General features: G+C 50.8%; 23 protein-coding genes and 1 pseudogene. 12 read left to right on the top strand and 12 right to left on the bottom strand.

The annotated features are described in order from the left end of the window. Nucleotides 1-10 precede the first annotated feature (10 nt). The 3 genes from topB to OGX97_RS08910 form a co-directional block, all read right to left on the bottom strand. On the bottom strand, nt 11-1,957 hold the full coding sequence (topB, locus tag OGX97_RS08900; protein ID WP_032934436.1) for a DNA topoisomerase III: 1,947 nt from the start codon (nt 1,955-1,957) through the stop codon (nt 11-13). A 4-nt stretch (nt 1,958-1,961) separates the two neighbouring features. Continuing rightward, complete coding sequence (gene selD / locus OGX97_RS08905; protein WP_003832497.1) at nt 1,962-3,005, bottom strand: selenide, water dikinase SelD; 1,044 nt, start codon at nt 3,003-3,005, stop codon at nt 1,962-1,964. Between the two features lie 116 nt (nt 3,006-3,121). Next, nucleotides 3,122-3,673 (bottom strand): NAD(P)H nitroreductase, encoded by a 552-nt coding sequence (locus tag OGX97_RS08910; RefSeq protein WP_191233730.1) that lies wholly within the window; start codon nt 3,671-3,673, stop codon nt 3,122-3,124. A 175-nt stretch (nt 3,674-3,848) separates the two neighbouring features. Between OGX97_RS08910 and sppA the strand changes: the two genes are divergently transcribed. Beyond that, on the top strand, nt 3,849-5,705 hold the full coding sequence (gene sppA / locus OGX97_RS08915) for a signal peptide peptidase SppA (RefSeq protein ID WP_218659342.1): 1,857 nt from the start codon (nt 3,849-3,851) through the stop codon (nt 5,703-5,705). A gap of 36 nt (nt 5,706-5,741) precedes the next feature. Here sppA and OGX97_RS08920 read toward each other — a convergent pair whose 3' ends face one another. Next, the gene (locus OGX97_RS08920; protein ID WP_235124069.1) at nt 5,742-6,809 is read right to left on the bottom strand and encodes a GlxA family transcriptional regulator; all 1,068 of its coding nucleotides are present in this window, start codon (nt 6,807-6,809) and stop codon (nt 5,742-5,744) included. 237 nt (nt 6,810-7,046) lie between these two features. On the opposite strand from OGX97_RS08920, the gene ansA reads away from it, so the two are divergent. The 4 genes from ansA (at nt 7,047) to yajD (ending at nt 10,667) form a co-directional block, all read left to right on the top strand. Further along, nucleotides 7,047-8,063 carry an asparaginase gene (gene ansA, locus OGX97_RS08925; protein WP_191214787.1) on the top strand — a complete coding sequence of 339 codons (1,017 nt, stop codon included), beginning with the start codon at nt 7,047-7,049 and terminating at the stop codon, nt 8,061-8,063. A gap of 14 nt (nt 8,064-8,077) precedes the next feature. Further along, on the top strand, nt 8,078-8,716 hold the full coding sequence (gene pncA / locus OGX97_RS08930) for a bifunctional nicotinamidase/pyrazinamidase (protein ID WP_373371236.1): 639 nt from the start codon (nt 8,078-8,080) through the stop codon (nt 8,714-8,716). Between the two features lie 258 nt (nt 8,717-8,974). After that, nucleotides 8,975-10,228 carry a glycoside hydrolase family 18 protein gene (locus tag OGX97_RS08935; protein WP_218659345.1) on the top strand — a complete coding sequence of 418 codons (1,254 nt, stop codon included), beginning with the start codon at nt 8,975-8,977 and terminating at the stop codon, nt 10,226-10,228. A 94-nt stretch (nt 10,229-10,322) separates the two neighbouring features. Next, nucleotides 10,323-10,667 (top strand): HNH nuclease YajD, encoded by a 345-nt coding sequence (gene yajD, locus OGX97_RS08940; RefSeq protein ID WP_003832478.1) that lies wholly within the window; start codon nt 10,323-10,325, stop codon nt 10,665-10,667. Nucleotides 10,668-10,711: 44 nt separating this feature from the next. Here yajD and OGX97_RS08945 read toward each other — a convergent pair whose 3' ends face one another. Together OGX97_RS08945 and msrB are read right to left on the bottom strand one after the other, a co-directional pair. Further along, on the bottom strand, nt 10,712-10,987 hold the full coding sequence (locus OGX97_RS08945; RefSeq protein WP_008784528.1) for a YeaC family protein: 276 nt from the start codon (nt 10,985-10,987) through the stop codon (nt 10,712-10,714). A gap of 42 nt (nt 10,988-11,029) precedes the next feature. Then, nucleotides 11,030-11,443 (bottom strand): peptide-methionine (R)-S-oxide reductase MsrB, encoded by a 414-nt coding sequence (gene msrB, locus OGX97_RS08950; RefSeq protein ID WP_003832475.1) that lies wholly within the window; start codon nt 11,441-11,443, stop codon nt 11,030-11,032. Between the two features lie 341 nt (nt 11,444-11,784). Here msrB and gapA point away from each other — a divergent pair, with 341 nt between their 5' ends. After that, nucleotides 11,785-12,780 carry a glyceraldehyde-3-phosphate dehydrogenase gene (gene gapA / locus OGX97_RS08955; RefSeq protein WP_003030697.1) on the top strand — a complete coding sequence of 332 codons (996 nt, stop codon included), beginning with the start codon at nt 11,785-11,787 and terminating at the stop codon, nt 12,778-12,780. Nucleotides 12,781-12,852: 72 nt separating this feature from the next. Further along, nucleotides 12,853-13,737 (top strand): D-hexose-6-phosphate mutarotase, encoded by an 885-nt coding sequence (locus tag OGX97_RS08960; protein ID WP_008784524.1) that lies wholly within the window; start codon nt 12,853-12,855, stop codon nt 13,735-13,737. A gap of 563 nt (nt 13,738-14,300) precedes the next feature. Here OGX97_RS08960 and OGX97_RS08965 read toward each other — a convergent pair. From OGX97_RS08965 to OGX97_RS08980, 4 genes are all read right to left on the bottom strand, one after another. After that, nucleotides 14,301-15,155, bottom strand: coding sequence for an aldo/keto reductase (locus OGX97_RS08965; protein WP_235124073.1), 855 nt, complete (start codon nt 15,153-15,155; stop codon nt 14,301-14,303). Nucleotides 15,156-15,334: 179 nt separating this feature from the next. Beyond that, nucleotides 15,335-15,685: a hypothetical protein gene (locus OGX97_RS08970; RefSeq protein WP_235124076.1), complete on the bottom strand. Its 351-nt coding sequence runs from the start codon at nt 15,683-15,685 to the stop codon at nt 15,335-15,337. A 10-nt stretch (nt 15,686-15,695) separates the two neighbouring features. Then, nucleotides 15,696-15,938 carry a hypothetical protein gene (locus OGX97_RS08975; protein ID WP_032941787.1) on the bottom strand — a complete coding sequence of 81 codons (243 nt, stop codon included), beginning with the start codon at nt 15,936-15,938 and terminating at the stop codon, nt 15,696-15,698. 581 nt (nt 15,939-16,519) lie between these two features. Continuing rightward, nucleotides 16,520-17,266, bottom strand: a complete 747-nt coding sequence (locus OGX97_RS08980) for a MipA/OmpV family protein (protein WP_032943108.1) — start codon at nt 17,264-17,266, stop codon at nt 16,520-16,522. A 433-nt stretch (nt 17,267-17,699) separates the two neighbouring features. Between OGX97_RS08980 and yeaG the strand changes: the two genes are divergently transcribed. Both yeaG and OGX97_RS08990 read left to right on the top strand, forming a co-directional pair. After that, the gene (gene yeaG, locus OGX97_RS08985) at nt 17,700-19,634 is read left to right on the top strand and encodes a protein kinase YeaG (RefSeq protein ID WP_003030707.1); all 1,935 of its coding nucleotides are present in this window, start codon (nt 17,700-17,702) and stop codon (nt 19,632-19,634) included. Nucleotides 19,635-19,755: 121 nt separating this feature from the next. After that, nucleotides 19,756-21,039 carry a YeaH/YhbH family protein gene (locus OGX97_RS08990; RefSeq protein WP_003832459.1) on the top strand — a complete coding sequence of 428 codons (1,284 nt, stop codon included), beginning with the start codon at nt 19,756-19,758 and terminating at the stop codon, nt 21,037-21,039. Nucleotides 21,040-21,133: 94 nt separating this feature from the next. On the opposite strand, the gene OGX97_RS08995 is transcribed toward OGX97_RS08990, so the two are convergent. Then, complete coding sequence (locus OGX97_RS08995; RefSeq protein ID WP_008784518.1) at nt 21,134-21,904, bottom strand: class I SAM-dependent methyltransferase; 771 nt, start codon at nt 21,902-21,904, stop codon at nt 21,134-21,136. A gap of 164 nt (nt 21,905-22,068) precedes the next feature. Between OGX97_RS08995 and dgcJ the strand changes: the two genes are divergently transcribed. From dgcJ to OGX97_RS09010, 3 genes are all read left to right on the top strand, one after another. Next, nucleotides 22,069-23,559, top strand: coding sequence for a diguanylate cyclase DgcJ (gene dgcJ / locus OGX97_RS09000; RefSeq protein WP_235124078.1), 1,491 nt, complete (start codon nt 22,069-22,071; stop codon nt 23,557-23,559). Between the two features lie 44 nt (nt 23,560-23,603). Further along, nucleotides 23,604-24,107, top strand: a complete 504-nt coding sequence (locus tag OGX97_RS09005; RefSeq protein ID WP_032943105.1) for a YbaK/prolyl-tRNA synthetase associated domain-containing protein — start codon at nt 23,604-23,606, stop codon at nt 24,105-24,107. A 138-nt stretch (nt 24,108-24,245) separates the two neighbouring features. Further along, nucleotides 24,246-24,692, top strand: coding sequence for a DUF441 domain-containing protein (locus OGX97_RS09010; protein WP_003832453.1), 447 nt, complete (start codon nt 24,246-24,248; stop codon nt 24,690-24,692). Here OGX97_RS09010 and OGX97_RS09015 read toward each other — a convergent pair. Next, nucleotides 24,669-25,467: pseudogene (locus OGX97_RS09015) on the bottom strand (AraC family transcriptional regulator). The gene OGX97_RS09010 and the pseudogene OGX97_RS09015 overlap by 24 nt on opposite strands. Between the last annotated feature and the right edge of the window lie 14 nt (nt 25,468-25,481).

Here is a 25,481-nt window from a genome sequence, read left to right on the forward strand (position 1 = left end):
GCCTACAAACTTACAGGCCCGCCTCTTCAGATGGCGGGCTTTTTTTCGCCGGACGTTTACGCGGCGCGCTTTTTTTCTTATCGCTACCACTACCGCCCGGCGCGGCAATTCCACGAAAGCGTCGTACCGGTGTGCTGCGCGCCTGATCGATAAGCTGATACAGCGTCCCCACCAGCGGCTGCATGAAATCCTGATAGCGACACTGCTTTTCGCTGATTTGGGTCAGGATAGATTCCCAGTGCGCTGTCATGTCCGGGCGCGTCGCCATTTCTGGCAGCGAGTGGAACAGCGCTTTTCCCGCGTCGGTCGAATGGATATAACGTCCTTTTTTCACCAGGAACCCGCGCTTAAACAGCAGCTCGATAATTCCGGCGCGCGTTGCTTCCGTACCTAAACCATCCGTTGCGCGCAGGATCTTTTTCAGATCTTTATCCTGCACGAATCGCGCAATCCCGGTCATCGCTGACAGCAGAGTTGCATCAGTAAAGTGCCGCGGGGGCTGGGTCTGACGTTCAACTACTTCGCCTTTTTCGCACAGCAGTTCGTCATCTTTTGCCACCACCGGCAGCGGCGTCCCGTCATTATCTTCGTCGCGCTCTTTGTTGCCGAGCAGCGTGCGCCATCCGGCTTCCGCCAGAAAACGCGCTTTGGCGACAAACTTGCCTTTGGCGATGTCCAGCTCAATGACGCACTTCCTGAATACCGCATCTGCGCAAAATTGCATCAGATACTGACGGGCAATCAGGTTGTAAATTTTCGCTTCGTTGTCATTCAGGTTGATGGACGAACTGCGCGCGGTAGGAATGATGGCGTGGTGCGCATCCACTTTTTTGTCGTCCCAACAGCGATTTCGCGTATCGGGATTGACCGCCGGCTGCGGGAGCAGATCCGGCGCATGGACGCTAATCGCGTTCAGTACCGCGTGACGTCCGGCAAAGTGTTCTTCCGGCAGATAACGGCTATCCGAACGCGGATAGGTAATCAACTTATGGGTTTCATACAGCTTCTGGCAGATATCCAGAACGTTTTGCGCACTTAAACCGAAGCGCTTCGCCGCTTCAATCTGCAACGCAGACAGCGAGAACGGCAACGGCGCGGATTCTGATTCCCGTTTATCGTTATAGCTGGTGACTATCGCCGGTTGACCGTTAATGCGGTTCACCACGTGTTCAGCCAGCGTGCGGTTCAGCAAGCGCCCTTCTTCATCCTGATACGGCTCACACGCTTCGCTCGGCTGCCAGATAGCGGTAAACCGCTCATCGGCGGGCGTTACGATATGCGCTTTCACTTCGAAGAAGTCTTTGGCGACGAAGTTCTCTATCTCTTCATCGCGACGCACAACCAGCCCAAGCACCGGCGTTTGTACGCGCCCGACCGAAAGTACGCCCTGATAGCCCGCGTTACGTCCAAGAATGGTGTAAGCGCGCGTCATATTGATACCGTACAACCAGTCCGCACGCGCTCGCGCCAGTGCCGACACGCACAGCGGGATAAACTCACTGTTGGCGCGCAACCGCTCAATAGCCCGCTCAACGGCCTGCGGGTTGAGGTCGTTAATCAGGCAACGCTGCACCTTCTGACGCTTTTCAGGTGCCAGTTGCAGGTAATCCAGCACTTCATCTACCAGCAGTTGCCCTTCACGATCGGGGTCACCGGCGTGAATAACTTCGCTGGCCTCATGCAAAAAGCGCTTAATGACGTTGAGCTGTTTGGTCACCGAGGGGCGCGGTTGCAGTTGCCACTTTTCAGGGACAATCGGCAGATCGACCAGACTCCAGCGAGCATAACGACTGTCGTAGGCATCCGGCTGCGCCTGTTCAAGCAGGTGACCAATACACCAGGTCACCACTTGTCCATTTCCGCATTCGATAAAACCATCGCCTTTGCGATGCGGCTTCGGCAGCACATCGGCGATAGCACGCGCCAGACTTGGTTTTTCGGCAATAAACAACCGCATCGAGTTAACGAATCTCAACCATGGCGCGACCGCCACGAGCTTCCACTAACTCACCAATGGCGGTGAGATCGATACCGAACTGCGCCGCTGCCGCTTTCACTTCGGCTTCAGCTTCCGGCGTTACCGCCAGCAGTAGGCCACCTGAAGTTTGCGGATCGCACAGCAGATCGCGTACCGATTGCGGCATTTCACCCATCAGGTGTCCGTAGCTGGCAAAGTTACGTTGGGTACCACCCGGCACCGCGCCCTGCGCGATGTATTCTTCAACGCCAGGCAGCTTAGGAATATCCTGGTAGACGATCTGCGCCTGAACGCCTGCGCCCTGGCACATCTCACTCAGATGCCCCAGCAGACCAAAACCGGTAACATCGGTCATGGCTTTCACGCCGTCAATATCGGCGAATGCCGCACCGGCAATGTTCATCCGGCACATCACTTCTGTCGCCAGTCCTTTATGTTCTTCCTTCAGCAGTGATTTTTTCTCTGCAGTTGTCAGAACGCCAATACCCAGAGGCTTGGTCAGGAACAACTTACACCCTGCCTCAGCGGTGCTGTTTTTCTTCACGCGTTCGGTCGGCACAACGCCGGTTACCGCAAGGCCGAAGATAGGCTCTGGGGCATCAATAGAGTGGCCGCCCGCCAGCGCAATACCCGCTTGACGGCAGGCAAAGCGTCCGCCTTCGGTGACTTCGCGGGCGATTTCCGGTGCCAGTTTATCCAGCGGCCAGCCCAGAATAGCAATTGCCATAATCGGTTTGCCGCCCATGGCGAAAATATCGCTGATGGCGTTAGTCGCGGCGATGCGTCCAAAATCAAACGGATTATCGACAATCGGCATAAAGAAATCGGTGGTGCTGATAACGCTGGTGCCGTTTCCCAGATCGTATACGGCCGCGTCGTCGCGGGTTTCATTACCCACCAGTAAGTTCGGATCAACAAACTTCGCCTGCTCGCTGTGCAGGATGGTTTCCAGCACTTTTGGGGAAATTTTACAACCGCAACCGGCTCCGTGGCTGTATTGCGTTAAACGAATAGCTTGCTCGCTCATGGACATCTCCTGTCATTGCAATCCGGATATGGTAGCGCTCATTCCATGATGTGGTAAGGGTGACTGTCTGAATTCGGGTGTCTTTGCTCAGAATCCAGACAGTTTTGCCGTTGATATCAGAAATAACGGACGAATGCGCCCGGATCGGCAAGGTTAATCGTCGTGGATGCTTTTAGCTGCGGTGTGCCCAGATAGAGGAAACCGACGATTTTATCTTGCGGGCGACAGTCGAATGCTTCGCGAACGACCGCACTTTCGGTTAATGCACCACTGCGCCAGATACCGCCAAAGCCCTGGGCAATTGCGGCCATCTGCATAGCCATCACCGCACAACCGGCAGACATTTCTTGTTCCCACAGAGGAACCTTGTCGTTTTCTTCACATTTCGCCACCACGGTAATAATCAACGGCGCGCGAAACGGTGCGCTGCGCGCTTTTTCCTGGGCTTTCTCGTCACTGCCTGCGGCAATCGCCCCTTTTTCAAGCACCGCGCTAAAACGCTCACGCCCTTCGCCCTCAATGACAAAGAATTGCCACGGTTGCAGCGTTTTGTGGTCTGGCGCGCGCATTCCCGCACGCAGAATGTTTTGCAGCTGCTCTCCTGTCGGGGCTGGCTCGACGAGACGAGAGGCGCTACGACGGGTAATCAGTAATTCGAGTGCATCCATTTGCTTAACTCCAACAATGAGATTTGTTCACAAAATTAACACGTGAGCGGATTTTGTTACAGCACAGGCGGTGATTCCTGCTGACAAGTGCCTGTCGGGTCATTACGATAGCCTCATCTTATCGCCTTTCTCCGGAATTTCGGGGTGGCGTGTTGTTAATCGGTAGGGAGAATACATGCGAACCCTGTGGCGATTTATTGCCGGATTTTTTAAATGGACATGGCGATTACTCAATTTCGTCCGTGAATTTGTGCTTAACCTGTTCTTCATCTTCTTGGTGCTGGTGGGCGTGGGCATCTGGATGCAGGTCAGCAGCAGCAATACCAGTGAACACGCTGAGCGAGGCGCACTGCTGCTGGATATCTCGGGGGTGATTGTCGATAAGCCTTCGAGCACCAGTCGCTTAAGCGTTATTGGTCGTCAGCTGTTTGGCGCCAGTTCCGATCGTCTGCAGGAAAACTCCCTGTTCGATATCGTGAATACTATTCGCCAGGCAAAAGATGATCGCAACATCACTGGCATAGTGATGGATCTGAAAAATTTTGCCGGGGCCGACCAGCCTTCCATGCAGTATATCGGTAAAGCGCTGCGGGAATTCCGCGACAGCGGCAAACCGGTCTTTGCCGTGGGCGATAACTTCAGCCAGGGGCAGTACTACCTCGCCAGTTTCGCCAATAAAATTTATCTCTCTCCGCAGGGTTCCGTTGATCTGCACGGCTTTGCCACCAACGGTTTGTACTACAAGTCCCTGCTCGACAAGCTGAAAGTTTCCACGCACGTGTTCCGTGTCGGGACTTATAAGTCTGCCGTAGAACCGTTCATTCGTGATGATATGTCTCCTGCCGCGCGCGAGGCCGACAGCCGCTGGATCGGCGAGCTGTGGCAGAACTATCTCGACACGGTCGCTGCCAACCGCCAGATCCCTGCTCAGCAGGTGTTCCCGGGCGCACAGGCCATGCTGGACGGTTTGACAAAAGTCGATGGTGATACCGCGAAGTATGCGCTCGACAACAAACTGGTGGATGCACTCGCTTCCAGCGCTGAAGTCGAAAAAATGCTGACCAAACAGTTTGGCTGGAGCAAAGCGGATAAAAATTATCGCGCCGTCAGCTATTACGATTACTCGCTGAAAACGCCAGCGGATACTGGGGACAGCATTGGCGTCGTCTTCGCGAATGGCGCAATTATGGACGGTGAAGAAACCCCTGGGAATGTGGGCGGTGACACGACTGCCGCGCAGATCCGCGAAGCGCGTCTTGATCCGAAAGTGAAAGCAATTGTGCTGCGCGTGAACAGCCCTGGCGGCAGCGTCAGCGCTTCCGAAGTCATTCGCGCTGAGCTGGCTGCGGCAAAAGCAGTAGGCAAGCCGGTTGTCGTGTCCATGGGGGGCATGGCGGCATCCGGCGGGTACTGGATCTCCACCCCAGCAAGCTACATTGTGGCGAACCCCAGCACGCTGACCGGTTCAATCGGGATCTTTGGCGTGATCAACACCGTCGAGAACAGTCTGGATTCCATTGGTGTACACACCGACGGCGTGGCGACATCCCCACTGGCGGATATCTCCATCACCAAAGCGTTACCACCTGAAGTGCAGCAAATGATGCAACTGAGCATCGAGAACGGCTATAAGCGCTTTATTACGCTGGTCGCCGATGCGCGTAAGACAACGCCTGAGCAGATTGACAAAATCGCGCAGGGCCACGTCTGGACCGGCCAGGATGCGAAAGCCAACGGTCTGGTAGACAGTCTGGGTGATTTTGATGACGCTGTGGCGAAAGCGGCTGAGCTGGCCAAACTGAAGCAATGGCACATTGAGTATTATCAGGACGAACCGACATTCGTTGATATGGTGATGGACAGCATGTCCGGTTCCGTTCGTGCCATGCTGCCTGAAGCGATCCAGGCGATGCTCCCGGCGCCGCTCGCTTCTGCGGCGAGTACGGTTAAAGCGGAGAGCGATAAGCTGGCCGCGTTTAACGATCCGCAAAACCGCTATGCGTTTTGCCTGACCTGCGCCAACGTTCGCTAATCTGCCAATGCTGCCCCAAGTCGGGGCAGCATTTTTTTACACATTCTGATGTCGCGTACTGCGAAAATCGCCAGGCGTACAGCCAAACTCCCGACTAAACAAACGAATAAAGTGCGCACAGTCGCTAAATCCCAGACGCAGCGCAATCTCCGTGACACTCTCTCCAGAATTCATCAGCAGCCAGTGGGCATAACGCAAACGCGCTCGTCGGATAAACTCTCCTGGCGACTGGGCGAACTCGGCGTTAAACAACCGGGTAAGTTGTCGAGGGCTCAGGTTGACTTCTGCGGCCAGCCAGCGGGTCGATATGGGCTTTACCAGCCCTTGCTCAATTAAAAAGACCGCTTTGCGTAACCGACTGTCGCTCACGTGGGTAAAACCTATCGCTCTGGAGACCGCCACTGACGTGCTGTCTATGCGGTTGGGGACGGACATCTGGAAGATGGCTTTTGTCGCCCTGTCGGGACCACAGTGGCGGCGAATAAGCTCTGTTGCCAGCCCTATCGTCGAAATGCCCCCCGGACATGTCAGAATCCCTTTTTCCTCAACAAAATCGACCCCGCTACGGGCAGCCAGCTGAGGAAATTGCGTTTTAAAATCATTCAGATGCCAGGGATGAATCGCCGCCATCAGCCCATTGAGGAAACCTTCTTGCGCCAGAACAAAGCTGCCCGTGCAGATACCTACCAGCGGAATGTTGAGCTGATGCGCAAGATGCAGGTAACGTCGCGCGGCCCGATCGGCTTTCGCCATACTGCGCAGCAAGCCGCCAATCACCACCACATAATCAAATTGTTCCGGTGCAACGAATGCGCTATCCGGCATCATCGCCATTCCTGAACTGCTTAGAACAGGTCGGTCTGGTGTAGCGCTCATCAGACGCCAGGAGCAGCGAATTTTCTGGCTATCATCCCCCATATCCGCCGCATGACGTAACGCATCGGTTAACCCCGCCAGCGCCAGCAGAGGAAATTCCGGCCACAGAAGAATGCCGACATTCAACTGTGGTCTGTGCGGTGTCTCTGTCTGACTCGCATCGATAGCCGTAATGATGTCTCCATCCGCCCACTCGCCTGGCTGATAAATTCTCAGGTCTTTCTTCACTTCAGGCTCCATGCGTATTGTCATTACGACGAAACATGATAACGGCAATCGCTATATCCAAAAAGCAAGGCTGCTACTGTAGGGCCGAGGGAGCAAAACCACACTGAACAAACGGGACAAGGCACTGAACATAAATGACATATTGATCGGATGGCAGGTATGCGTCATTTGCACTGTATTTTTTCGGGGGGAACTTTATACTGCGCCTGTTTATGCACAACTTAACCTGTGACGCCCATGCAAAAGAAATCGATTTACGTTGCCTATACCGGCGGTACCATTGGTATGCAGCGCTCAGAACAGGGTTATATTCCTGTTTCCGGTCATCTCCAGCGTCAGTTGGCACTGATGCCTGAATTCCACCGCCCAGAGATGCCAGACTTCACCATCCACGAATACGTCCCGCTGATGGATTCCTCCGATATGACGCCAGAAGACTGGCAGCATATTGCTGAAGACATTAAGACGCACTACGACGATTACGATGGTTTTGTCATTCTGCACGGCACTGACACCATGGCGTTTACGGCTTCGGCGCTCTCATTTATGCTGGAGAATCTGGGCAAGCCAGTCATTGTGACAGGGTCACAAATCCCATTAGCAGAGCTACGTTCTGACGGACAAATCAATTTGCTGAATGCGTTGTACGTTGCAGCAAATTATCCGATCAATGAAGTGACCCTGTTTTTCAACAACCGACTGTTTCGCGGTAACCGGACCACTAAAGCGCATGCTGATGGTTTTGACGCGTTTGCCTCACCCAACCTTGCACCACTGCTGGAAGCCGGGATCCACATTCGTCGTCTGGGAACACCGCCCGCACCTCACGGCACAGGTGAGTTGATTGTCCATCCTATCACTCCGCAACCGATTGGCGTGGTCACTATTTATCCTGGGATCTCCGCTGACGTGGTACGCAACTTCCTGCGCCAGCCGGTAAAAGCATTAATTTTGCGCTCCTACGGCGTGGGCAATGCGCCGCAGAATAAAGAGTTCCTGAAAGAACTTGAAGATGCGAGCTCGCGTGGCATTGTGGTGGTGAACCTTACGCAGTGTATGTCCGGCAAGGTGAACATGGGGGGCTACGCGACAGGGAATGCGCTGGCGCATGCCGGCGTGATTGGCGGCGCGGATATGACCGTCGAAGCCACACTCACCAAACTGCACTATTTGCTGAGTCAGGGACTGGATACGCAGACAATTCGTGAAGCAATGACGCAAAATCTGCGTGGTGAGCTCACACCTGACGATTAAAGGAGTCTATGCCCATGGCCCGAGCCTTACTGTTGGTCGATTTACAAAATGACTTTTGTGCCGGTGGTGCCCTCGCGGTCCCACAAGGTGACAGCACAATCGATATCGCCAACCGCCTGATTGACTGGTGTGCCATACGCGGCGACACGGTCGTTGCCAGTCTGGACTGGCACCCGGCTAATCACGGTAGTTTTGCCAGCCAGCATCAGGTCGAGCCCTACACCCAGGGACAACTCGATGGCCTGGCGCAGACGTTCTGGCCCGATCATTGCGTACAAAACAGCGAAGGTGCTGCCCTGCATCCGCTGCTGAACCAGCGTGCGATAACTCAAACGTTCACTAAAGGTGAGAACCCGCTGGTCGACAGCTACAGTGCGTTTTTTGATAATGGTCGTCGTCAGGCAACCACGCTAAATGCATGGCTACTCGAACACCGCATTGCCGAGCTCATCATCATGGGCCTGGCTACCGACTATTGCGTTAAATTCACCGTTCTGGATGCGCTCGATCTTGGCTACACCGTCAGCGTTATAACCGACGGCTGCCGTGGCGTTAATATTCACCCCCAGGACAGTGCAAACGCCTTTATGGAAATGGCAGCTGCGGGCGCAACGCTGTATACGTTGGACGACTGGCTGGAAACCCAGCGCTAATGCTTTAAAACGTTATATCCGGTCGATTGAAACTGCACATTTTTGCAAATTTATAGGCCGGATTAATACGCATCTCCCTTTCAACCAGTACTCCTCTAACCAATACAACCTACCAAAATTGGTTTGCCGCTGCTCCAGCATGGCGTGAACCCCTTCGCATTTTTCCTGTTATGAAACTGTTAACCTGCGGGTGCTGTTTTTTTTGCCACGCCATTTCCGTGGCGTGTTTGCTTGTTTAAATGTCAAAGAGGAACACCGATGAAACTATTGCCTTTGTTGGCAGCATTACCCCTGCTCTGCGCCAGCGTTGTTTCCGCCAGTTCACTGATGTCAGTTGGCTACTTTAATGGTGGCGGCGACGTCACTGCCGGTCCCGGTGGCGACATCAATAAACTGGATGTTCGCCAGATAACCCATCTCAACTATTCGTTTGGCCTTGTCTACAACAACGAAAAAGACGAGACCAATGACGCCTTAAAAGACGCCAGCAAACTGCATCAGATTTGGCTTTCACAGAAAGTGCAGGATGATTTGCTGAAAATTCCACAGCTGCGTAAACAAAATCCAAACCTGAAAGTTTTGCTTTCCGTCGGCGGCTGGGGAGCGCGTGGATTCTCTGGCGCGGCAGCAACGAAGGAAACACGCGCAGTGTTTATTCAGTCTGCACAGGAGATAATTGCGAAATATGGTCTGGATGGCATCGACCTCGACTGGGAATATCCAATTAACGGCGCCTGGGGACTGGTCGAAAGCCAACCGGCTGACCGCGCTAACTTCACCGCGCTGTTAACAGAGCTGCGTGCCGCATTGGGGCATAAAAAACTGCTGACCATCGCCGTGGGCGCGAATGCGGAAAGTCCGAAAAGCTGGGTGGATGTAAAAGCCATTGCACCATCGCTCGACTACATCAACCTGATGACCTATGACATGGCTTACGGCACCCAATATTTCAACTCGAACCTGTACGATTCGACGCAATGGCCAACGGTCGCCGCGGCGGATAAGTACAGCGCCGATTTTGTGGTCAATAACTATCTCGCAGCCGGTCTGAAACCGAGTCAAATGAATCTGGGCATTGGCTTTTATGGACGTGTACCAAAACGCGCCGTTGAGCCAGGTATTGACTGGAGCAAACCTGACGCGCAGAAAAACCCGGCTACCCAGCCCTATTTCGAGTCAGCTCAAATTGAGTTGTTCAAATCACTGGGCGTCGACCTGAGCAAAGACACCTACGTGAAGTACAACGATATCGTGGCGAAGTTGATCAACGATCCGCAAAAACGCTTTAGTCAACATTGGGATGATGAAGCGAAAGTGCCGTGGCTGTCGGTACAGTCTGCGGATGGAAAAAAACTCTTTGCCCTCTCCTATGAAAACCCGCGTTCGGTGGCGATCAAAGCCGACTACATCAAAAGCAAAGGGTTGGCAGGCGCCATGTTCTGGGAGTACGGCGCAGATGACAATAATCAGTTGGCGAAGCAGTTAGCCGATTCGTTAGGCATCAAACACTGATCCCAACGCCTGACACAATAGGTTATGATTAGCGCATTCTGCTGCGCCAGCTTTTGGCGCAGCTCTTCATTTTCTACTGGAGGCATGCGCTTTTATGGCTTTTATCCCTAAAAATTACGCCCGTCTGGAAGTCGGTTACCGGGAAAAGGCGCTTAAACTCTTTCCCTGGGTCTGCGGACGCTGTTCCCGTGAGTTCGTGTATTCAAATTTGCGCGAGTTGACGGTACACCATATCGATCACGATCACTCAAATAACCCGGAAGATGGTAGCAACTGGGAAATGTTGTGCCTGTACTGCCACGATCACGAGCATTCCAAATATACGGAAGCGGACCAGTATGGTTCAACGGTGGTTGCAGGAGAAGATGCGCAAAAGGCCGTAGGCGAAGCGAAATACAACCCGTTCGCCGATCTGAAAGCGATGATGAACAAGAAATAACATCAACTGCAGGCCCGACACAGATGTTTGCCGGGCCTGGGTAATCAGGATTTAAACGTCGCAATCGGTTCTGGCGTAATACCAAACTCCACCTTCAACTGCTGCTTGCTCTTCATCACCATCTCACCGTTGGTATCAATCGTCATATGCTGCGCGTCAATATTGTTTCGCGCCTGCCATAACATCACCAGCTGTAAGCTATTCTCTTTTTGTTCTACCGTTAGCGCTACGCCATCCGGCCATTTTCCGAGTTCAACGGCAGTCGATAAGCGCTGATAAACTTCCGGCGTCATGCTGTTGATCATCTCATCAAGATTCATGTTAAATCCACTCTCCGTAGAATAATTTGCTGAATCGTTTCTTCAACCCTTGGTTTGCTCACCGTTTTCACCATCGGTAAAGTTCAAAGACGCTGAGTTAACGCAGTACCGTTCACCGGTAGGTTTCGGACCATCCGGGAAGACGTGTCCCAGGTGTGCATCACAGTTTCCGCAGCGGATTTCAATGCGCTGCATGCCGTGTGACGTATCTTTTATGTAACGGATAGCCTCATCGCTGACAGGCTCGTAAAAGCTGGGCCAGCCGCAGCCTGAGTCATATTTTGTCTCGGAACGAAATAGCGGATTGTCGCAGATCAAACAGTGGTAGATGCCGTCACGTTTGTTATGTAGCAAACGTCCGGTAAATGGCGGTTCTGTCCCGTGATTCTGCGTCACATAGAACTGCATTTCGGTTAAATTTTTTTTCAGTTCTTCTGGAGAAGGTTGATTAGCCATTTGCTCACATCTCGCTTTATCTAAACTCACATCGCGAGACAGATTCTAACAAAACATTAACACCGGAGTGCGAACTTTTGTTCTAAACTTGATCCTTGCGAAATGGCAGCCTGCAATTCGTGATCAGAATCACGTTTTTATCTTGATTGCCCTTTAAAATTCGGGCCGCCGACCCCATGTGGTTTCAAGCCCAAAGGAAGAGTGAGGCGAGTCAGTTGCGCAAAGCTTAGGCAGCAGATTGATTTGTCGCAATGATTGACACGATTCCGCTTGACGCTGCGTAAGGTTTTTGTAATTTTACAGGCAACCTTTTATTCACTAACAAATAGCTGGTGGAATATATGACTATCAAAGTAGGTATCAACGGTTTTGGCCGTATCGGTCGCATTGTTTTCCGTGCTGCTCAAGAACGCTCTGACATCGAGATCGTTGCAATCAACGACCTGTTAGACGCTGACTACATGGCTTACATGCTGAAATATGACTCCACTCACGGCCGTTTCAACGGTACCGTTGAAGTGAAAGACGGTCATCTGATCGTAAACGGTAAAAAAATCCGTGTTACCGCTGAACGTGATCCGGCTAACCTGAAATGGGACGAAGTTGGTGTTGACGTAGTAGCTGAAGCTACTGGCCTGTTCCTGACAGATGAAACCGCTCGTAAGCACATCACTGCTGGCGCGAAAAAAGTGGTTCTGACTGGTCCGTCCAAAGATAACACTCCGATGTTTGTTAAAGGCGCTAACTTTGACAAATACGAAGGTCAGGACATCGTTTCTAACGCTTCCTGCACCACTAACTGCCTGGCTCCGCTGGCTAAAGTTATCAACGACAACTTCGGCATCATCGAAGGTCTGATGACTACTGTTCACGCGACCACCGCTACTCAGAAAACCGTTGATGGCCCGTCTCACAAAGACTGGCGCGGCGGCCGCGGCGCATCCCAGAACATCATCCCGTCCTCTACCGGTGCAGCTAAAGCTGTAGGTAAAGTACTGCCAGAACTGAACGGCAAACTGACTGGTATGGCGTTCCGCGTTCCTACCCCGAACGTATCCGTTGTTGACCTGACCGTTCGTCTGGAAAAAGCTGCTTCTTACGAAGAAATTAAGAAAGCAATCAAAGCTGCTTCCGAAGGCCCGATGAAAGGCGTTCTGGGTTACACCGAAGACGACGTAGTATCTACCGATTTCAACGGTGAAGTTTGCACTTCCGTGTTCGATGCTAAAGCAGGTATCGCACTGAACGACAACTTCGTGAAACTGGTATCCTGGTACGACAACGAAACCGGCTACTCCAACAAAGTTCTGGACCTGATTGCTCACATCTCCAAATAAGTTGAGATGAAACAGTAATCTGTAAGAGCGACTCAGGTCGCTCTTTTTTTTGCCTGAAGAAAGGATTGCGTAATGATTAATAAAATTTTTGCACTTCCGGTAATCGAACAAATTACCCCTGTCCTCTCCCGCCGTCAGCTTGATGAGCTTGAGGTTCTTGTTGTCGATCACCCACAGGTTAAAGCTTCTTTCGCGCTGCAGGGCGCACATCTTCTTTCCTGGAAACCAAATGGTGAAGAGGAAGTCCTGTGGTTAAGTAATAATACCCCGTTTAAAACCGGCGTAGCGCTGCGTGGCGGCGTACCAATTTGCTGGCCGTGGTTTGGTCCGGCTGCTAAGCAGGGCCTGCCTTCGCATGGTTTTGCCCGCAACCTGCCATGGACGCTGAAAGCGCACAACGAAGACGACAATGGCGTGGTGCTGACGTTTGAACTGCAGAGCAACGCTGAAACGCGTCAGCTATGGCCGCACGAGTTCTGCCTGCTGGCCCGCTTCAAAGTGGGAGTCACCTGTGAAATGGAGCTGGAAGCTCATGGTGAGTTTGAAACCACCTCGGCACTGCATACCTATTTCAACGTTGGTGACATTGCGGCAGTGAAAGTCAGTGGTCTTGGCGATCGCCTGATCGATAAAGTGAATGATGCTAAAGAAGATGTGCTGGCTGATGGGATCCAGACCTTCCCGGACCGCACCGATCGCGTTTATCTGAATCCGGAAGCGTGCAGCGTGATTCATGATGATGCGTTGAATCGCAATATAGATGTTGTCCACCACCACCATCTGAATGTAGTGGGCTGGAACCCTGGCCCGGCGCTGTCCGTCAGCATGGGCGACATGCCGGATGATGGCTACAAAACGTTTGTTTGTGTAGAAACGGCTTACGCGACCGCTCCGCAGAAAACCACCGAAGAAAAACCATCTCGCCTCGCGCAGACTATCCGTGTAGCTAAACGCTAACACAGCTCTGCGCAACGTGCCGGATGCGGCTAACGCCTTATCCGGCCTACAAACTACACGCAGCCGCAGGCCTGATTAGCGCTGCGCCATCAGGCAGTTCCGCGCACCGTGCCGGATGCGGCTGACGCCTTATCCGGCCTACAAACTACATGCAGCCGTAGCCCTGATAAGCTCAGCGCATCAGGCAGTTCCGCGCACCGTGCCGGATGCGGCTGACGCCTTATCCGGCCTACAAACTACATGCAGCCGTAGCCCTGATAAGCACAGCGCATCAGGCAGTTACACGTCCCCATGCCGGATGCGGCTAACGCCTTATCCGGCCTACAAACTACATGCAGCCGTAGGCCTGATAAGCACAGCGCCATCAGGCAGCTTTACGCACCGTGCCGGATGCGGCTAACGCCTTATCCGGCCTACAAACTACATGCAGCCGTAGGCCTGATAAGCACAGCGCATCAGGCAGTTCCGCGCACCGTGCCGGATGCGGCTAATGCCTCATCCGGCCTACAAACTACATACAGCCGTAGGCCTGATAAGCTGCGGGAACATCGGCATTTGGCAAATCAGGCCATATCCAGCGCGGTTTTACCTTTGGGCGCCGGATACGCCTTATCTAACTGCTTCAACTCATCTACAGAGAGCATTATCCCCAGCGCGGCGGCATTTTGTTCGACATGCGCTACGCTTGCGGCTTTCGGGATGGCTATTACACCCGACTGACGAATCACCCATGCCAGCAAAATCTGCGCAGCGCTAACATTGTGCGCACGCGCGATGTCATTCACCACAGAGTTAGAAAGCAAATCTCCACGCAGTCGTCCCGCCTGAGCCAGCGGACTGTATGCCATGACCGGCATCTGCTGCTGCTGGCACCACGGCAGTAAATCATATTCAATACCGCGCGAGGCTAAATGATAAAGCACCTGGTTAGTTGCACACTCTCGTCCACCGGGTACCTGCCATAACGCCTGCATATCATCATAATCGAGATTTGAGACGCCCCAACGGCGGATTTTCCCCTGCGCAATCAGTGTTTCCATGGCATCGATGGTCTCTGCAAATGAAAAATCGCCCATCCAGTGCAGCAAATAGAGATCCAGATAATCAGTTTTCAGTCGACGCAGGCTCGCTTCGCAGGCGGCAATGGCTTTCTGTCCACCGGCATTCCATGGGTAAACTTTCGAGACTAAAAAAGCGCTATCACGCCGTCCCGTTAATGCGTCACCCACCACCTCTTCCGCTGCACCATCAGCGTACATTTCTGCGGTATCAATCAATCGCAGGCCGAGATCCAGTCCGGCCTGCAGCGCAGACACTTCATCCCGGAGTCGGCTTGGATCCTCGCCCATGTACCATGTTCCCTGCCCAATAGCAGGAAGCGATACCTGGTTTGTAAACGTCACCTGTTTCGCTGTCATCGCACCCTCCTGTGTTAATGCACCACAGTAAAGCAAAACAACGTGCATGTGTCCTGTTAGGGTGCACAAATTGCACCATCATGGATTGGAAACCGATCGTTAAGGCGAGCGAAATAAAAAGCCCGGGAACAGCAGATGTTCCCGGGCCGAAAAAATACAAAATCTTATCTACGAAGTGGTTATTTCAACCGACCTAAATATTTCCCCTCTTTCATAGCGTTGATTTTTCCGTTTTTATAGACGATAACGGAAGTCAAACCTGCGCTATAAGACTGAGCTTCAGCACTATTCTCATCATTTGCTGCAGGTTTGCCATTAATATAAGCAATGCCATCAGCACCACGTTTAAAGTCCACTCCAAGTTTATTCACATGCACGGGCGTGATTTTACTGGCGTGTACCGGGGCATTCGTGTCACTGACCATGGTTTTATGTTCATGCTGTAACTGTTGACGATAAGCCTCACTGATGGCATACGCAGGCGCAGCAGAGGAAGCCACCAGAGCAGCGATAATAATTAATTTCTTCATTAGTTAAACCTTAATATTTATCGTGTTTGTGGTGGTGACTGGAATTTGTATCATTTGTGCCATACAAGTTTTGCGCATTTTCCATAGCCTGTTTTTCAGCGGCAGCATTGATTGTCGCCTGACGGTTTTGCTCCGCAACATAACAGGCATCACGGCTCACACCCTTGCTTTCGCAAGCATTCATGCGTGAAGCCTCGGAGGAACAACCAGCCAGAATCCCGCCCATCACAGCTATCATGATTAACTTTTTCATTATATATACCAGGTTTATTCTCAAAAAATCCACATGGCGCATTATATTTAATGCTATGAAGAGTTGCTGTCGATACTTTAAAGTTTAATTAATATCTGCAATGGAATATTTAATGTCAATTTAATTTTTTTCAGATAAATACCTAAAGATGTAAAATTAAAATCAATCGATTAATTTTTGTTTTTTTCACATGAAAGTTAACTTTCGCCATGAGATAAACATGCTAAAAGAGTTATCAATAATTTTCATTGTGCTTAACAATAAGAAAATAACGCTTACCTCGATCATAAACCCTAGTATTATCAACGCATTGTATAGCTACAAACCATTACCTCATGACAATGACTTGCTAAACCTTCACGACTATATTTCATTCAAAAATGAATAGATAACAGGCTAATAAAATAGCAGGTTTATTTTTAGTAACAGCGACAGGAATAATACGTTAAAAATTCGTTGTCGCCTGACAGAATGCCAAAACAGCACAAAAAATCAAATCTCATGTTTTAGATCAATATTCATCTCCGTCACGCACAAAAAAGCCCGCACTGATGCGGGCTAGTGCTTGACGCGCAGTAGCATCAGAACTTGTAAGTTACACCCACCGAGAAGATGCCAGACCAGGACTTATCGACCATCGGACTGTCCTTCACTTCATCACTCAAGCGCACATAACGGCCAGTTCCGTATACGTTCCAGTTTCCAATGAAGTTATAGCTCGCGGTCAACTCCAGGTACGGATCCCATCCATCGTCAGCGTTGTAGCTTTTCAGACCACTGCGGCGAGACTCGTGATTGGACACGCCATAATAATAGTCGTTGTAGTTTTCGCTGCTGTACTGCACACCGATACCCGGCGTCAGAGTCAGCCCACCATTAGTGTAACGGTAGAGCCAGGCCAGATCCCAGATAAAGCCGTTGCTGTTATCCAGAGTATCACCCGCCAGTGCAGTACGCAGGAAACCATACTGGGTGTTATGTACATACGAAAGGCCAGCCATCATGCTGCTTTTACGCTTGTCGAGTTGGCGCAAAGCATGGCTATCGCTATCACCTGGCTTGAAATGCGTCGGATCATAGTACGCCATGATGGAAAGCTTATCTGTCGTATCATTCCACAAATAGTAACCGCCACCCAAGCCGTGGAACCAGACATTATCGCCTTCATAGGTGACAACCGGAACAGGGTAAACATCGCGGTCATACTGTTTGTACGGGCTGTTAATCACGCCGACACCCGCGCCAACAGTCCACTGACTTTCCGCCTGTGCGGTGCTAACTGCGGTTGCGGCAAGGACGCCAAGTGCCAGAAGTTTGAGTTTGGTCACAATCCATAATTCCTTATTCAAATGTGTAGCGGTCAAAGTGTAACCGCCAATACGCTTCAGCCCAACTATTTTACGTATTCGCCCCAGAATGTAACCCCCTAATTTCTCAGCGAGTGATGACATTTTGCTTGCAGGACGGTGAACACCGCATGAATCCCGCTCCAATTCTTTACATAAGATGTGCTTTTTTTGCTGATGAGTTATTGATATGCCATTGAAATTCATTTGCGCACACAGGCAAGTTTTGCAAATGCCATCTACGCTTAATTTTAGAAGGTGTATCACCGAATACGTTGATCTCCTGACCACTAAAATGGCATGAGAGTTGCTTATTTCTTCAGCAACGACGTCGTTCAGTTTACCTCTTCAGGGGCCTCTACTATTCATATGAACGGCTCTTAACATGTGCTAAAAAACGAAAGGACGGCATACCATGAATATATTCGATCACTATCGCCAGCGTTATGAAGCTGCCAAGGACGAAGAGTTCACGCTGCAGGAGTTTCTTACCACTTGTCGGCAAGATCGCAGTGCTTATGCCAACGCGGCAGAGCGGCTATTAATGGCTATTGGTGAGCCTGTCATGGTCGACACTGCCCACGAACCTCGACTTTCTCGACTCTTTTCGAATCGGGTAATTGCACGCTATCCCGCCTTTGAAGAGTTTTACGGCATGGAAGACGCCATTGAGCAAATTGTTTCTTATTTGAAACATGCGGCTCAGGGTCTGGAAGAGAAGAAGCAGATTCTGTATCTGCTGGGGCCTGTGGGAGGGGGGAAATCATCTCTTGCTGAGCGGCTGAAGTCGCTGATGCAGAGAGTACCAATTTATGTCCTGAGTGCTAATGGCGAACGTAGCCCGGTCAACGATCATCCGTTATGCCTGTTTAATCCGCAGGAAGACGCGCAGATTCTGGAAAAAGAGTATGGGATCCCGCGTCGCTATCTCGGTACGATCATGTCGCCCTGGGCTGCGAAACGTCTGCACGATTTTGGCGGGGACATTACAAAATTCCGCGTCGTCAAAGTCTGGCCGTCTATTCTGGAGCAGATCGCAATCGCCAAAACGGAGCCTGGTGATGAAAACAACCAGGATATTTCTGCGCTGGTCGGGAAAGTGGATATTCGTAAACTCGAACACCACGCCCAGAACGATCCTGATGCCTACGGTTATTCGGGTGCACTGTGCCGCTCAAACCAGGGGATTATGGAATTCGTTGAGATGTTTAAAGCACCGATTAAAGTGCTGCATCCTCTGCTGACCGCCACCCAGGAAGGAAACTACAACGGGACAGAAGGTATCTCTGCCCTGCCGTTTAACGGGATTATTCTTGCCCACTCGAACGAGTCCGAATGGGTAACGTTCCGTAATAACAAAAACAATGAGGCGTTCCTTGACCGTGTTTACATCGTCAAAGTGCCTTATTGCCTGCGTATCTCTGAAGAGATCAAAATTTACGAAAAACTGCTTAACCACAGTGAGCTGACCCATGCGCCTTGCGCACCGGGCACGCTGGAAACGCTCTCTCGCTTTACCATTCTTTCTCGCCTGAAAGAACCTGAGAACTCGAGCATTTACTCGAAGATGCGCGTTTACGATGGCGAAAGCCTGAAAGATACCGATCCGAAAGCGAAATCCTATCAGGAGTATCGGGATTACGCCGGGGTTGATGAGGGAATGAACGGTCTTTCCACGCGTTTCGCGTTTAAGATCCTCTCTCGCGTCTTTAACTTTGACCATGCCGAAGTGGCAGCTAACCCGGTACATCTGTTTTACGTACTGGAGCAGCAAATCGAACGTGAACAGTTCCCGCAGGAGCAAGCTGAGCGTTATCTTGAGTTCCTGAAAGGCTATTTGATCCCGAAATATGCTGAATTCATCGGCAAAGAGATCCAGACGGCTTATCTCGAATCCTATTCCGAATACGGACAGAACATTTTCGACCGTTATGTCACTTATGCGGATTTCTGGATTCAGGATCAGGAGTATCGCGACCCGGATACCGGTCAGCTGTTTGACCGCGAGTCACTGAACTCAGAACTGGAGAAAATTGAGAAGCCGGCAGGTATCAGTAACCCGAAAGATTTTCGTAACGAGATCGTCAACTTTGTTCTGCGTGCCAGAGCGAATAACAGCGGTCGCAATCCAAACTGGACCAGTTACGAAAAACTGCGCACGGTTATTGAGAAGAAAATGTTCTCCAATACCGAGGAGCTGCTGCCGGTCATTTCGTTCAATGCTAAAACCTCGACTGACGAGCAGAAAAAACACGACGATTTTGTCGACCGTATGATGGAAAAAGGCTACACGCGTAAACAGGTGCGTTTACTGTGCGAATGGTATTTGCGCGTACGTAAATCGTCTTAACATAAGTGCCCGGTGGCGCATGCGCTTACCGGGCTTGCAAAACAATGTTCCGTAGGCCGGATAGCGCCAGCGCCATCCGGCACTTACAGACATGGCGAACAGTTGGCAGTACGGGGGGCTTATGACCTGGTTTATTGACCGGCGTCTTAACGGCAAAAACAAGAGCACGGTAAACCGCCAGCGCTTCTTACGCCGTTATAAATCGCAAATTAAACAGTCGATCTCCGAGGCCATTAACAAGCGTTCGGTGACTGATGTGGATAGCGGCGAATCTGTCTCTATTCCGACTGATGATATTAGCGAACCAATGTTTCATCAGGGACGTGGTGGCCTGCGCCATCGCGTGCATCCGGGTAACGACCATTTTGTGCAGAATGACCGCATTGAACGCCCACAGGGCGGCGGTGGCGGTTCAGGAAGCGGACAAGGCCAGGCCAGCCAGGATGGTGAGGGTCAGGATGAGTTCGTCTTTCAGATCTCTAAAGATGAATATCTCGATCTGTTGTTCGAAGATTTAGCACTTCCTAACCTGAAGCAGAATCAGCAGCGTCAGCTAACGGAGTACAAAACGCACCGGGCAGGTTTTACCTCTAACGGTGTGCCTGCCAACATCAGCGTGGTGCGATCCCTGCAAAACTCACTGGCGCGCCGCACGGCGATGACAGCGGGTAAGCGTCGCGAACTGCATGCTCTCGAAGCGGATCTGGAAACCATCGCGAAAAGCGAACCAGCACAGTTGCTGGAAGAGGAACGGTTACGCAAAGAGATTGCCGAACTACGGGCAAAAATCGAACGCGTGCCATTTATCGACACCTTTGATTTACGCTACAAGAATTATGAAAAACGCCCCGACCCTTCCAGCCAGGCGGTAATGTTCTGCCTGATGGACGTTTCTGGTTCAATGGATCAGTCGACCAAAGATATGGCTAAACGTTTTTATATCCTGCTGTATCTGTTCTTAAGCCGGACCTATAAGAACGTGGAGGTGGTTTATATTCGCCACCATACCCAGGCGAAAGAAGTGGATGAGCATGAGTTCTTCTACTCTCAGGAAACCGGGGGAACCATTGTCTCCAGTGCGCTGAAGTTAATGGATGAAGTGGTGAAAGATCGCTACAACCCTGCCCAGTGGAACATCTATGCTGCACAGGCATCGGACGGTGATAACTGGGCTGATGATTCACCGCTGTGTCATGAGATTTTGGCGAAAAAACTGCTGCCAGTGGTCCGCTATTACAGCTATATCGAAATCACTCGCCGCGCTCACCAAACCTTGTGGCGTGAATACGAACATCTGCAATCAACTTTTGATAACTTTGCGATGCAACATATTCGCGACCAGGATGATATTTACCCGGTATTCCGCGAACTGTTTCATAAACAAAGTACGACCAGCAATAGTTAACCACCTAAACAAATCAGCCAGAGGTTATCTTCTCTGGCTGATTTTTTACGGGTGCTGTTTTTTCATCTTATCAATATTCATCCGTTTATCCTTTTTATTTTCCCTTTACAGAGCAGCAGGCAATGTAATTGAGTTGATGACGTTGCGAACGGAAGAAGCGAAACATTTTCAGGAAACGACGACGATTTTCACTCGTGCGTAAGCCGTTAAACACAATTTTTACCGCCCCCGTAAGCCCTTCATCACGAACTAATCCGCGCGGCGACATCAGCGACATGTTGCCATTCTGCTGCAGGACCTGTTCGAACCCGCAGTTAAGAAACAAATCACGCCAGCCTTGTCTGGTCATTGGGCTAACGTTTGATTTCACCACATCGACAAGCTGGCCCTGATCGCCCGCGCCCAGTTTCTGGGCGGTGAACATAATGTCGTGGGTGAGCAGACGCCCACCGGGCTTCAACACGCGATAATATTCGGCAATTAACTTCGCCTTCGCTTTATCGGCATACATTGTCAGCATGGCTTCGTTAATCACAACATCGAAACTGTTATCCGCAAAAGGAAGAGTGTTGGCGTTAGCAGCCATCACATGAATATGATTTTCCAGACCATTTGCCGCTACGTTATTCCTTGCATTTGACAGTGCGGTTTTATCCATATCAATGGCGTATACGGTACAGCCATAGCGTTGAACTAACTCTATCGCCGTCGTGGCCATGTTGCACGCCACTTCAAGTACCTGGCTGCCGGGCGTCAGCTGTGACTGGCTAAACAACCATTCTGTTGCTTCAACGCCGCCCGGACGCAGACGGGTTTTGCCCAGGCTGGCTAAAAATGTATGACCCGCTTTTTCAGTCGCGCTCATTGGCCTGTCTCCTTTCTATAAGTTGCATTATAAATACAACATTAAGAGTTAAAGGTGAAGTACGCGAATGATTTTTATTTCAAAATGTCCTTTTCCGTAGCGTTAGAGCGGATGTATGCCGTGTGATAGACTGAAGTATCAGACTTACAGGGCTGTAAATCATTATGAAATTGCATCATAAAGCGCTCAGGATCTTTATCTCCGTCAGCGTAATTGTTTTGACATCTTCTTTTTTGGTTTATGAGCTCATTGCTAGTGATAAAGCAATGAATGCGTACATGCGCTATATCAATGAGAAAGCCGACTCCTCGTTTCTCTATGATAAGTACACAAATCAGAGCATCGCAGCCCATCTGATGCGCACATTTTCGTCCCCTCAGGGGCCTGCTTCTCTCGAACAGCAAAAAGTACTTTGCAACGCTTTCGACAGCGTTAACGGCACTCATGGGCTCAATCTCACTAAGCGCAACTATCTGCCATTACACGGTACGTTGCAGACCACCTCAACAAAATGTAGCGAACAGCTTGATGACATTTTTCTGTTGCCCTCTTTTGACCGGGCGGTCAATGTTAATCGTCAGCAGAAAGATTACGGTCAGGGATTAGGGACGCTGGAGTATAAATTTCGATATTACGTCGATCTCAAAAATAACTACGTTTATTTCTATGATGTGATCGACTCGCGGAAATTTGCGATACGCAATTGGTCGTTTTTGCAAAAAGGTACGTTGGGAATCGACCAGAATGATATTGACGGTATTTTTACTGGCCGCACGGTGATCTCCAGTATTTATGAAGATAACCTGACCGAGAAAAAGGTGATGAGCTTTTTAACACCGGTTTACTACGCCAATAAGCTAAAAGGCGTGGTGATGGTGGATATTAATAAAGAGAATTTACAGAATATTTTCTATACCAGCGACCGCCCTCTCGTCTGGCGTTATCTTAACGTAACGGTCTCCGATACCAGTTCAGGTAAAGAGATCCTCGTTCACAAAAGTGAAACCGATCTGTTCCGCTATGTTCACTATGAGAAGGACATACCTGGCGGTATACGTATCACCCTCTCACTTGATGTTATGTACTTTATTGTCTCGTCCTGGAAGATATTCGCCTTCTATCTACTGGCAACGATATTGCTGCTGAATATGGTCAGAACGCATTTTCGCTTGTATCACAACGTCACACGGGAAAATGTCAGTGATGCGATGACAGGGCTCTACAACCGTAAAATTTTAACGCCAGCACTTGAGCAGCGTTTGCAACAGTTGGTGAACACGGGAACGCTCGTGACCTTTATCGCCATTGATTGTGACAAACTAAAAGTTATTAATGATACGTTGGGGCATAAGGAAGGCGATCGCATTATCACCATTTTGGCCAAAGCTATTCAAACGTCCATTCGCAAAAGCGACTATGCCATCCGCCTCGGCGGCGATGAGTTTTGCATTATCCTCATCGATCACCCCAGTGAATTAACGCCCCGCCTGCTGGAGAGGATTCGCTATAACTTACAAATTATTGCGCAAGATAGATCAATCAGCTTCTCTGTCGGGATTTATAATATGCAGCCAAACGACACCATTGATGATGCCTACAAAGCATCTGATGCACAGCTCTACCTGAACAAACAGAAAAAACGCACCGATGCGTAATTATTTTTCTGACAGGATTTTCATTGTTGTACCAGGAGTAAGTCATGACGGAAGTAAACAAAGGTAACGCAACGCACCAGCGTTTAATCTCCCTGTTGTCAGAACACGGTGCGACCTACCGCGTAGTCAGCCATGAAGCCGTAGGCAAATGTGAAGCTGTCTCTGAAATTCGCGGTACCGCACTGGGTCAGGGTGCAAAAGCGCTGGTCTGCAAAGTAAAAGGCAACGGCGTCAATCAGCATGTTCTGGCGATCCTCTCTGCCGATCAGCAGGCCGACCTGAGCCTGTTGGCCAGCCATATTGGCGGGTTGAGAGCGTCACTTGCCAGCCCGGCGGAGGTAGATGAACTGACTGGCTGCGTATTTGGCGCTATCCCACCGTTCAGTTTTCATCCGAACCTCAAGCTGGTCGCCGACCCGCTGTTGTTTGAGCGTTTTAATGAAATTGCGTTCAATGCCGGAATGCTGGAAAAATCTGTGATCATGGATACCGCAGATTACCTGCGCATCGCGCAACCGGAATTAATCCCGTTCCGCAGAGAACAATAACTGCACAAGTTAGCAGTAAAAAACATCGCTTCGTGCGTTAGCCCAAAAAAAATTATAATCATTAAAAAAAGCCTGTTCGGTCACGCATTTACGCGTACAGTAAGCAGGCTTATTTTTTCTTTTGGCAAGGAAACTACGATGTTTGATGTCACTCTGCTGATCCTGCTCGGACTGGCAGCTCTGGGCTTTGTCAGCCACAACACCACTGTCGCTGTTTCAATTCTGGTGCTGATTATTGTCCGTGTTACCCCTCTGAATACCTTCTTTCCCTGGATTGAAAAACAGGGCCTGACCGTCGGGATTATAATTCTGACCATTGGCGTCATGGCGCCGATCGCCAGCGGAACGCTACCGCCCTCCACGCTCATCCACTCCTTTGTGAACTGGAAATCACTGGTTGCTATTGCCGTTGGGGTATTTGTCTCCTGGCTTGGCGGACGCGGCGTTACGCTAATGGGCAGCCAGCCTCAGCTTGTTGCTGGTTTACTGGTGGGCACGGTACTGGGCGTGGCGCTGTTTCGCGGTGTGCCAGTGGGGCCGCTTATTGCGGCAGGTCTGGTCTCATTGATTGTTGGGAAGCAGTAGCCAGCCCGTTCAGGTAACGGCCTGGTGTCTGTCCCAGGCCTTTTTTGAACATAGTGATAAATGCCGTGGTCGAATCGTACCCGAGCATTTGCGCGACCTGTTGTACATTGCGACCATCAATTAACGCCTGCAGCGCCAGAATCAGCTGGAGCTGGTGACGCCAGCGCCGAAAACTCAACCCCGTTTCTTTGACGACCAGGCGAGCAAGGTTACGTTCACTCATCGCAAATACGCTGGCCCATTGCCCCAACGTCTGCCATTGTGCGGGCTCTCTCGCCATCGTTGCGACCATTCTGCGAATTTTCGGGTGATCGGAAACCGGCAACTGCATTTGCTCCTGGGGTTGCTGCGGCAGTTCATCAAACAACACTTGCGTCAGCCGCTGGGTTGCCGGTTCCAGCCGTTGGGCATCCGTTTTGGATGCCAGCGCCAGAATAAGCTCCCGGCACAACGGAGCAATTTTCAGCGTGCAGCAACGATCGGGCATCACGACGGCCTGCGGCTCAATAAACAAAAAGCACAATTGTGCGCCAACGGTAACGTGGTTGCTGTGTGGAATTTCACCGGGGATCCACACCGCATATTGCGGGGGCACCATCCACATAGCATTCTCAACCTCACAGGTGATCGCGCCATGCAACGCCAGAATCAACTGGCCTTTACGGTGCTGATGCAGCGGGCTGAAAAGTTCATCTTCACGGGCCTGAATACAAAACGCCACCGCCGGATCGTGGTGAAGATCGGGTTCGTATCCATCCAGCCTCAGTCCTAACATAAAAATGTCCGATT

The sequence above is a fragment of the Citrobacter sp. Cpo061 genome, assembly GCF_030332845.1.
GTDB lineage: Bacteria > Pseudomonadota > Gammaproteobacteria > Enterobacterales > Enterobacteriaceae > Citrobacter > Citrobacter portucalensis.

What these genes read in the sequence shown, in the direction of transcription:
- topB (WP_032934436.1), bottom strand. Translation starts at nt 1,957, where the DNA reads ATGCGGTTGTTTATTGCCGAAAAACCAAGTCTGGCGCGTGCTATCGCC.
- selD (WP_003832497.1), bottom strand. Translation starts at nt 3,005, where the DNA reads ATGAGCGAGCAAGCTATTCGTTTAACGCAATACAGCCACGGAGCCGGT.
- OGX97_RS08910 (WP_191233730.1), bottom strand. Translation starts at nt 3,673, where the DNA reads ATGGATGCACTCGAATTACTGATTACCCGTCGTAGCGCCTCTCGTCTC.
- sppA (WP_218659342.1), top strand. Translation starts at nt 3,849, where the DNA reads ATGCGAACCCTGTGGCGATTTATTGCCGGATTTTTTAAATGGACATGG.
- ansA (WP_191214787.1), top strand. Translation starts at nt 7,047, where the DNA reads ATGCAAAAGAAATCGATTTACGTTGCCTATACCGGCGGTACCATTGGT.
- pncA (WP_373371236.1), top strand. Translation starts at nt 8,078, where the DNA reads ATGGCCCGAGCCTTACTGTTGGTCGATTTACAAAATGACTTTTGTGCC.
- OGX97_RS08935 (WP_218659345.1), top strand. Translation starts at nt 8,975, where the DNA reads ATGAAACTATTGCCTTTGTTGGCAGCATTACCCCTGCTCTGCGCCAGC.
- yajD (WP_003832478.1), top strand. Translation starts at nt 10,323, where the DNA reads ATGGCTTTTATCCCTAAAAATTACGCCCGTCTGGAAGTCGGTTACCGG.
- OGX97_RS08945 (WP_008784528.1), bottom strand. Translation starts at nt 10,987, where the DNA reads ATGAATCTTGATGAGATGATCAACAGCATGACGCCGGAAGTTTATCAG.
- msrB (WP_003832475.1), bottom strand. Translation starts at nt 11,443, where the DNA reads ATGGCTAATCAACCTTCTCCAGAAGAACTGAAAAAAAATTTAACCGAA.
- gapA (WP_003030697.1), top strand. Translation starts at nt 11,785, where the DNA reads ATGACTATCAAAGTAGGTATCAACGGTTTTGGCCGTATCGGTCGCATT.
- OGX97_RS08960 (WP_008784524.1), top strand. Translation starts at nt 12,853, where the DNA reads ATGATTAATAAAATTTTTGCACTTCCGGTAATCGAACAAATTACCCCT.
- OGX97_RS08965 (WP_235124073.1), bottom strand. Translation starts at nt 15,155, where the DNA reads ATGACAGCGAAACAGGTGACGTTTACAAACCAGGTATCGCTTCCTGCT.
- OGX97_RS08970 (WP_235124076.1), bottom strand. Translation starts at nt 15,685, where the DNA reads ATGAAGAAATTAATTATTATCGCTGCTCTGGTGGCTTCCTCTGCTGCG.
- OGX97_RS08975 (WP_032941787.1), bottom strand. Translation starts at nt 15,938, where the DNA reads ATGAAAAAGTTAATCATGATAGCTGTGATGGGCGGGATTCTGGCTGGT.
- yeaG (WP_003030707.1), top strand. Translation starts at nt 17,700, where the DNA reads ATGAATATATTCGATCACTATCGCCAGCGTTATGAAGCTGCCAAGGAC.
- OGX97_RS08990 (WP_003832459.1), top strand. Translation starts at nt 19,756, where the DNA reads ATGACCTGGTTTATTGACCGGCGTCTTAACGGCAAAAACAAGAGCACG.
- OGX97_RS08995 (WP_008784518.1), bottom strand. Translation starts at nt 21,904, where the DNA reads ATGAGCGCGACTGAAAAAGCGGGTCATACATTTTTAGCCAGCCTGGGC.
- dgcJ (WP_235124078.1), top strand. Translation starts at nt 22,069, where the DNA reads ATGAAATTGCATCATAAAGCGCTCAGGATCTTTATCTCCGTCAGCGTA.
- OGX97_RS09005 (WP_032943105.1), top strand. Translation starts at nt 23,604, where the DNA reads ATGACGGAAGTAAACAAAGGTAACGCAACGCACCAGCGTTTAATCTCC.
- OGX97_RS09010 (WP_003832453.1), top strand. Translation starts at nt 24,246, where the DNA reads ATGTTTGATGTCACTCTGCTGATCCTGCTCGGACTGGCAGCTCTGGGC.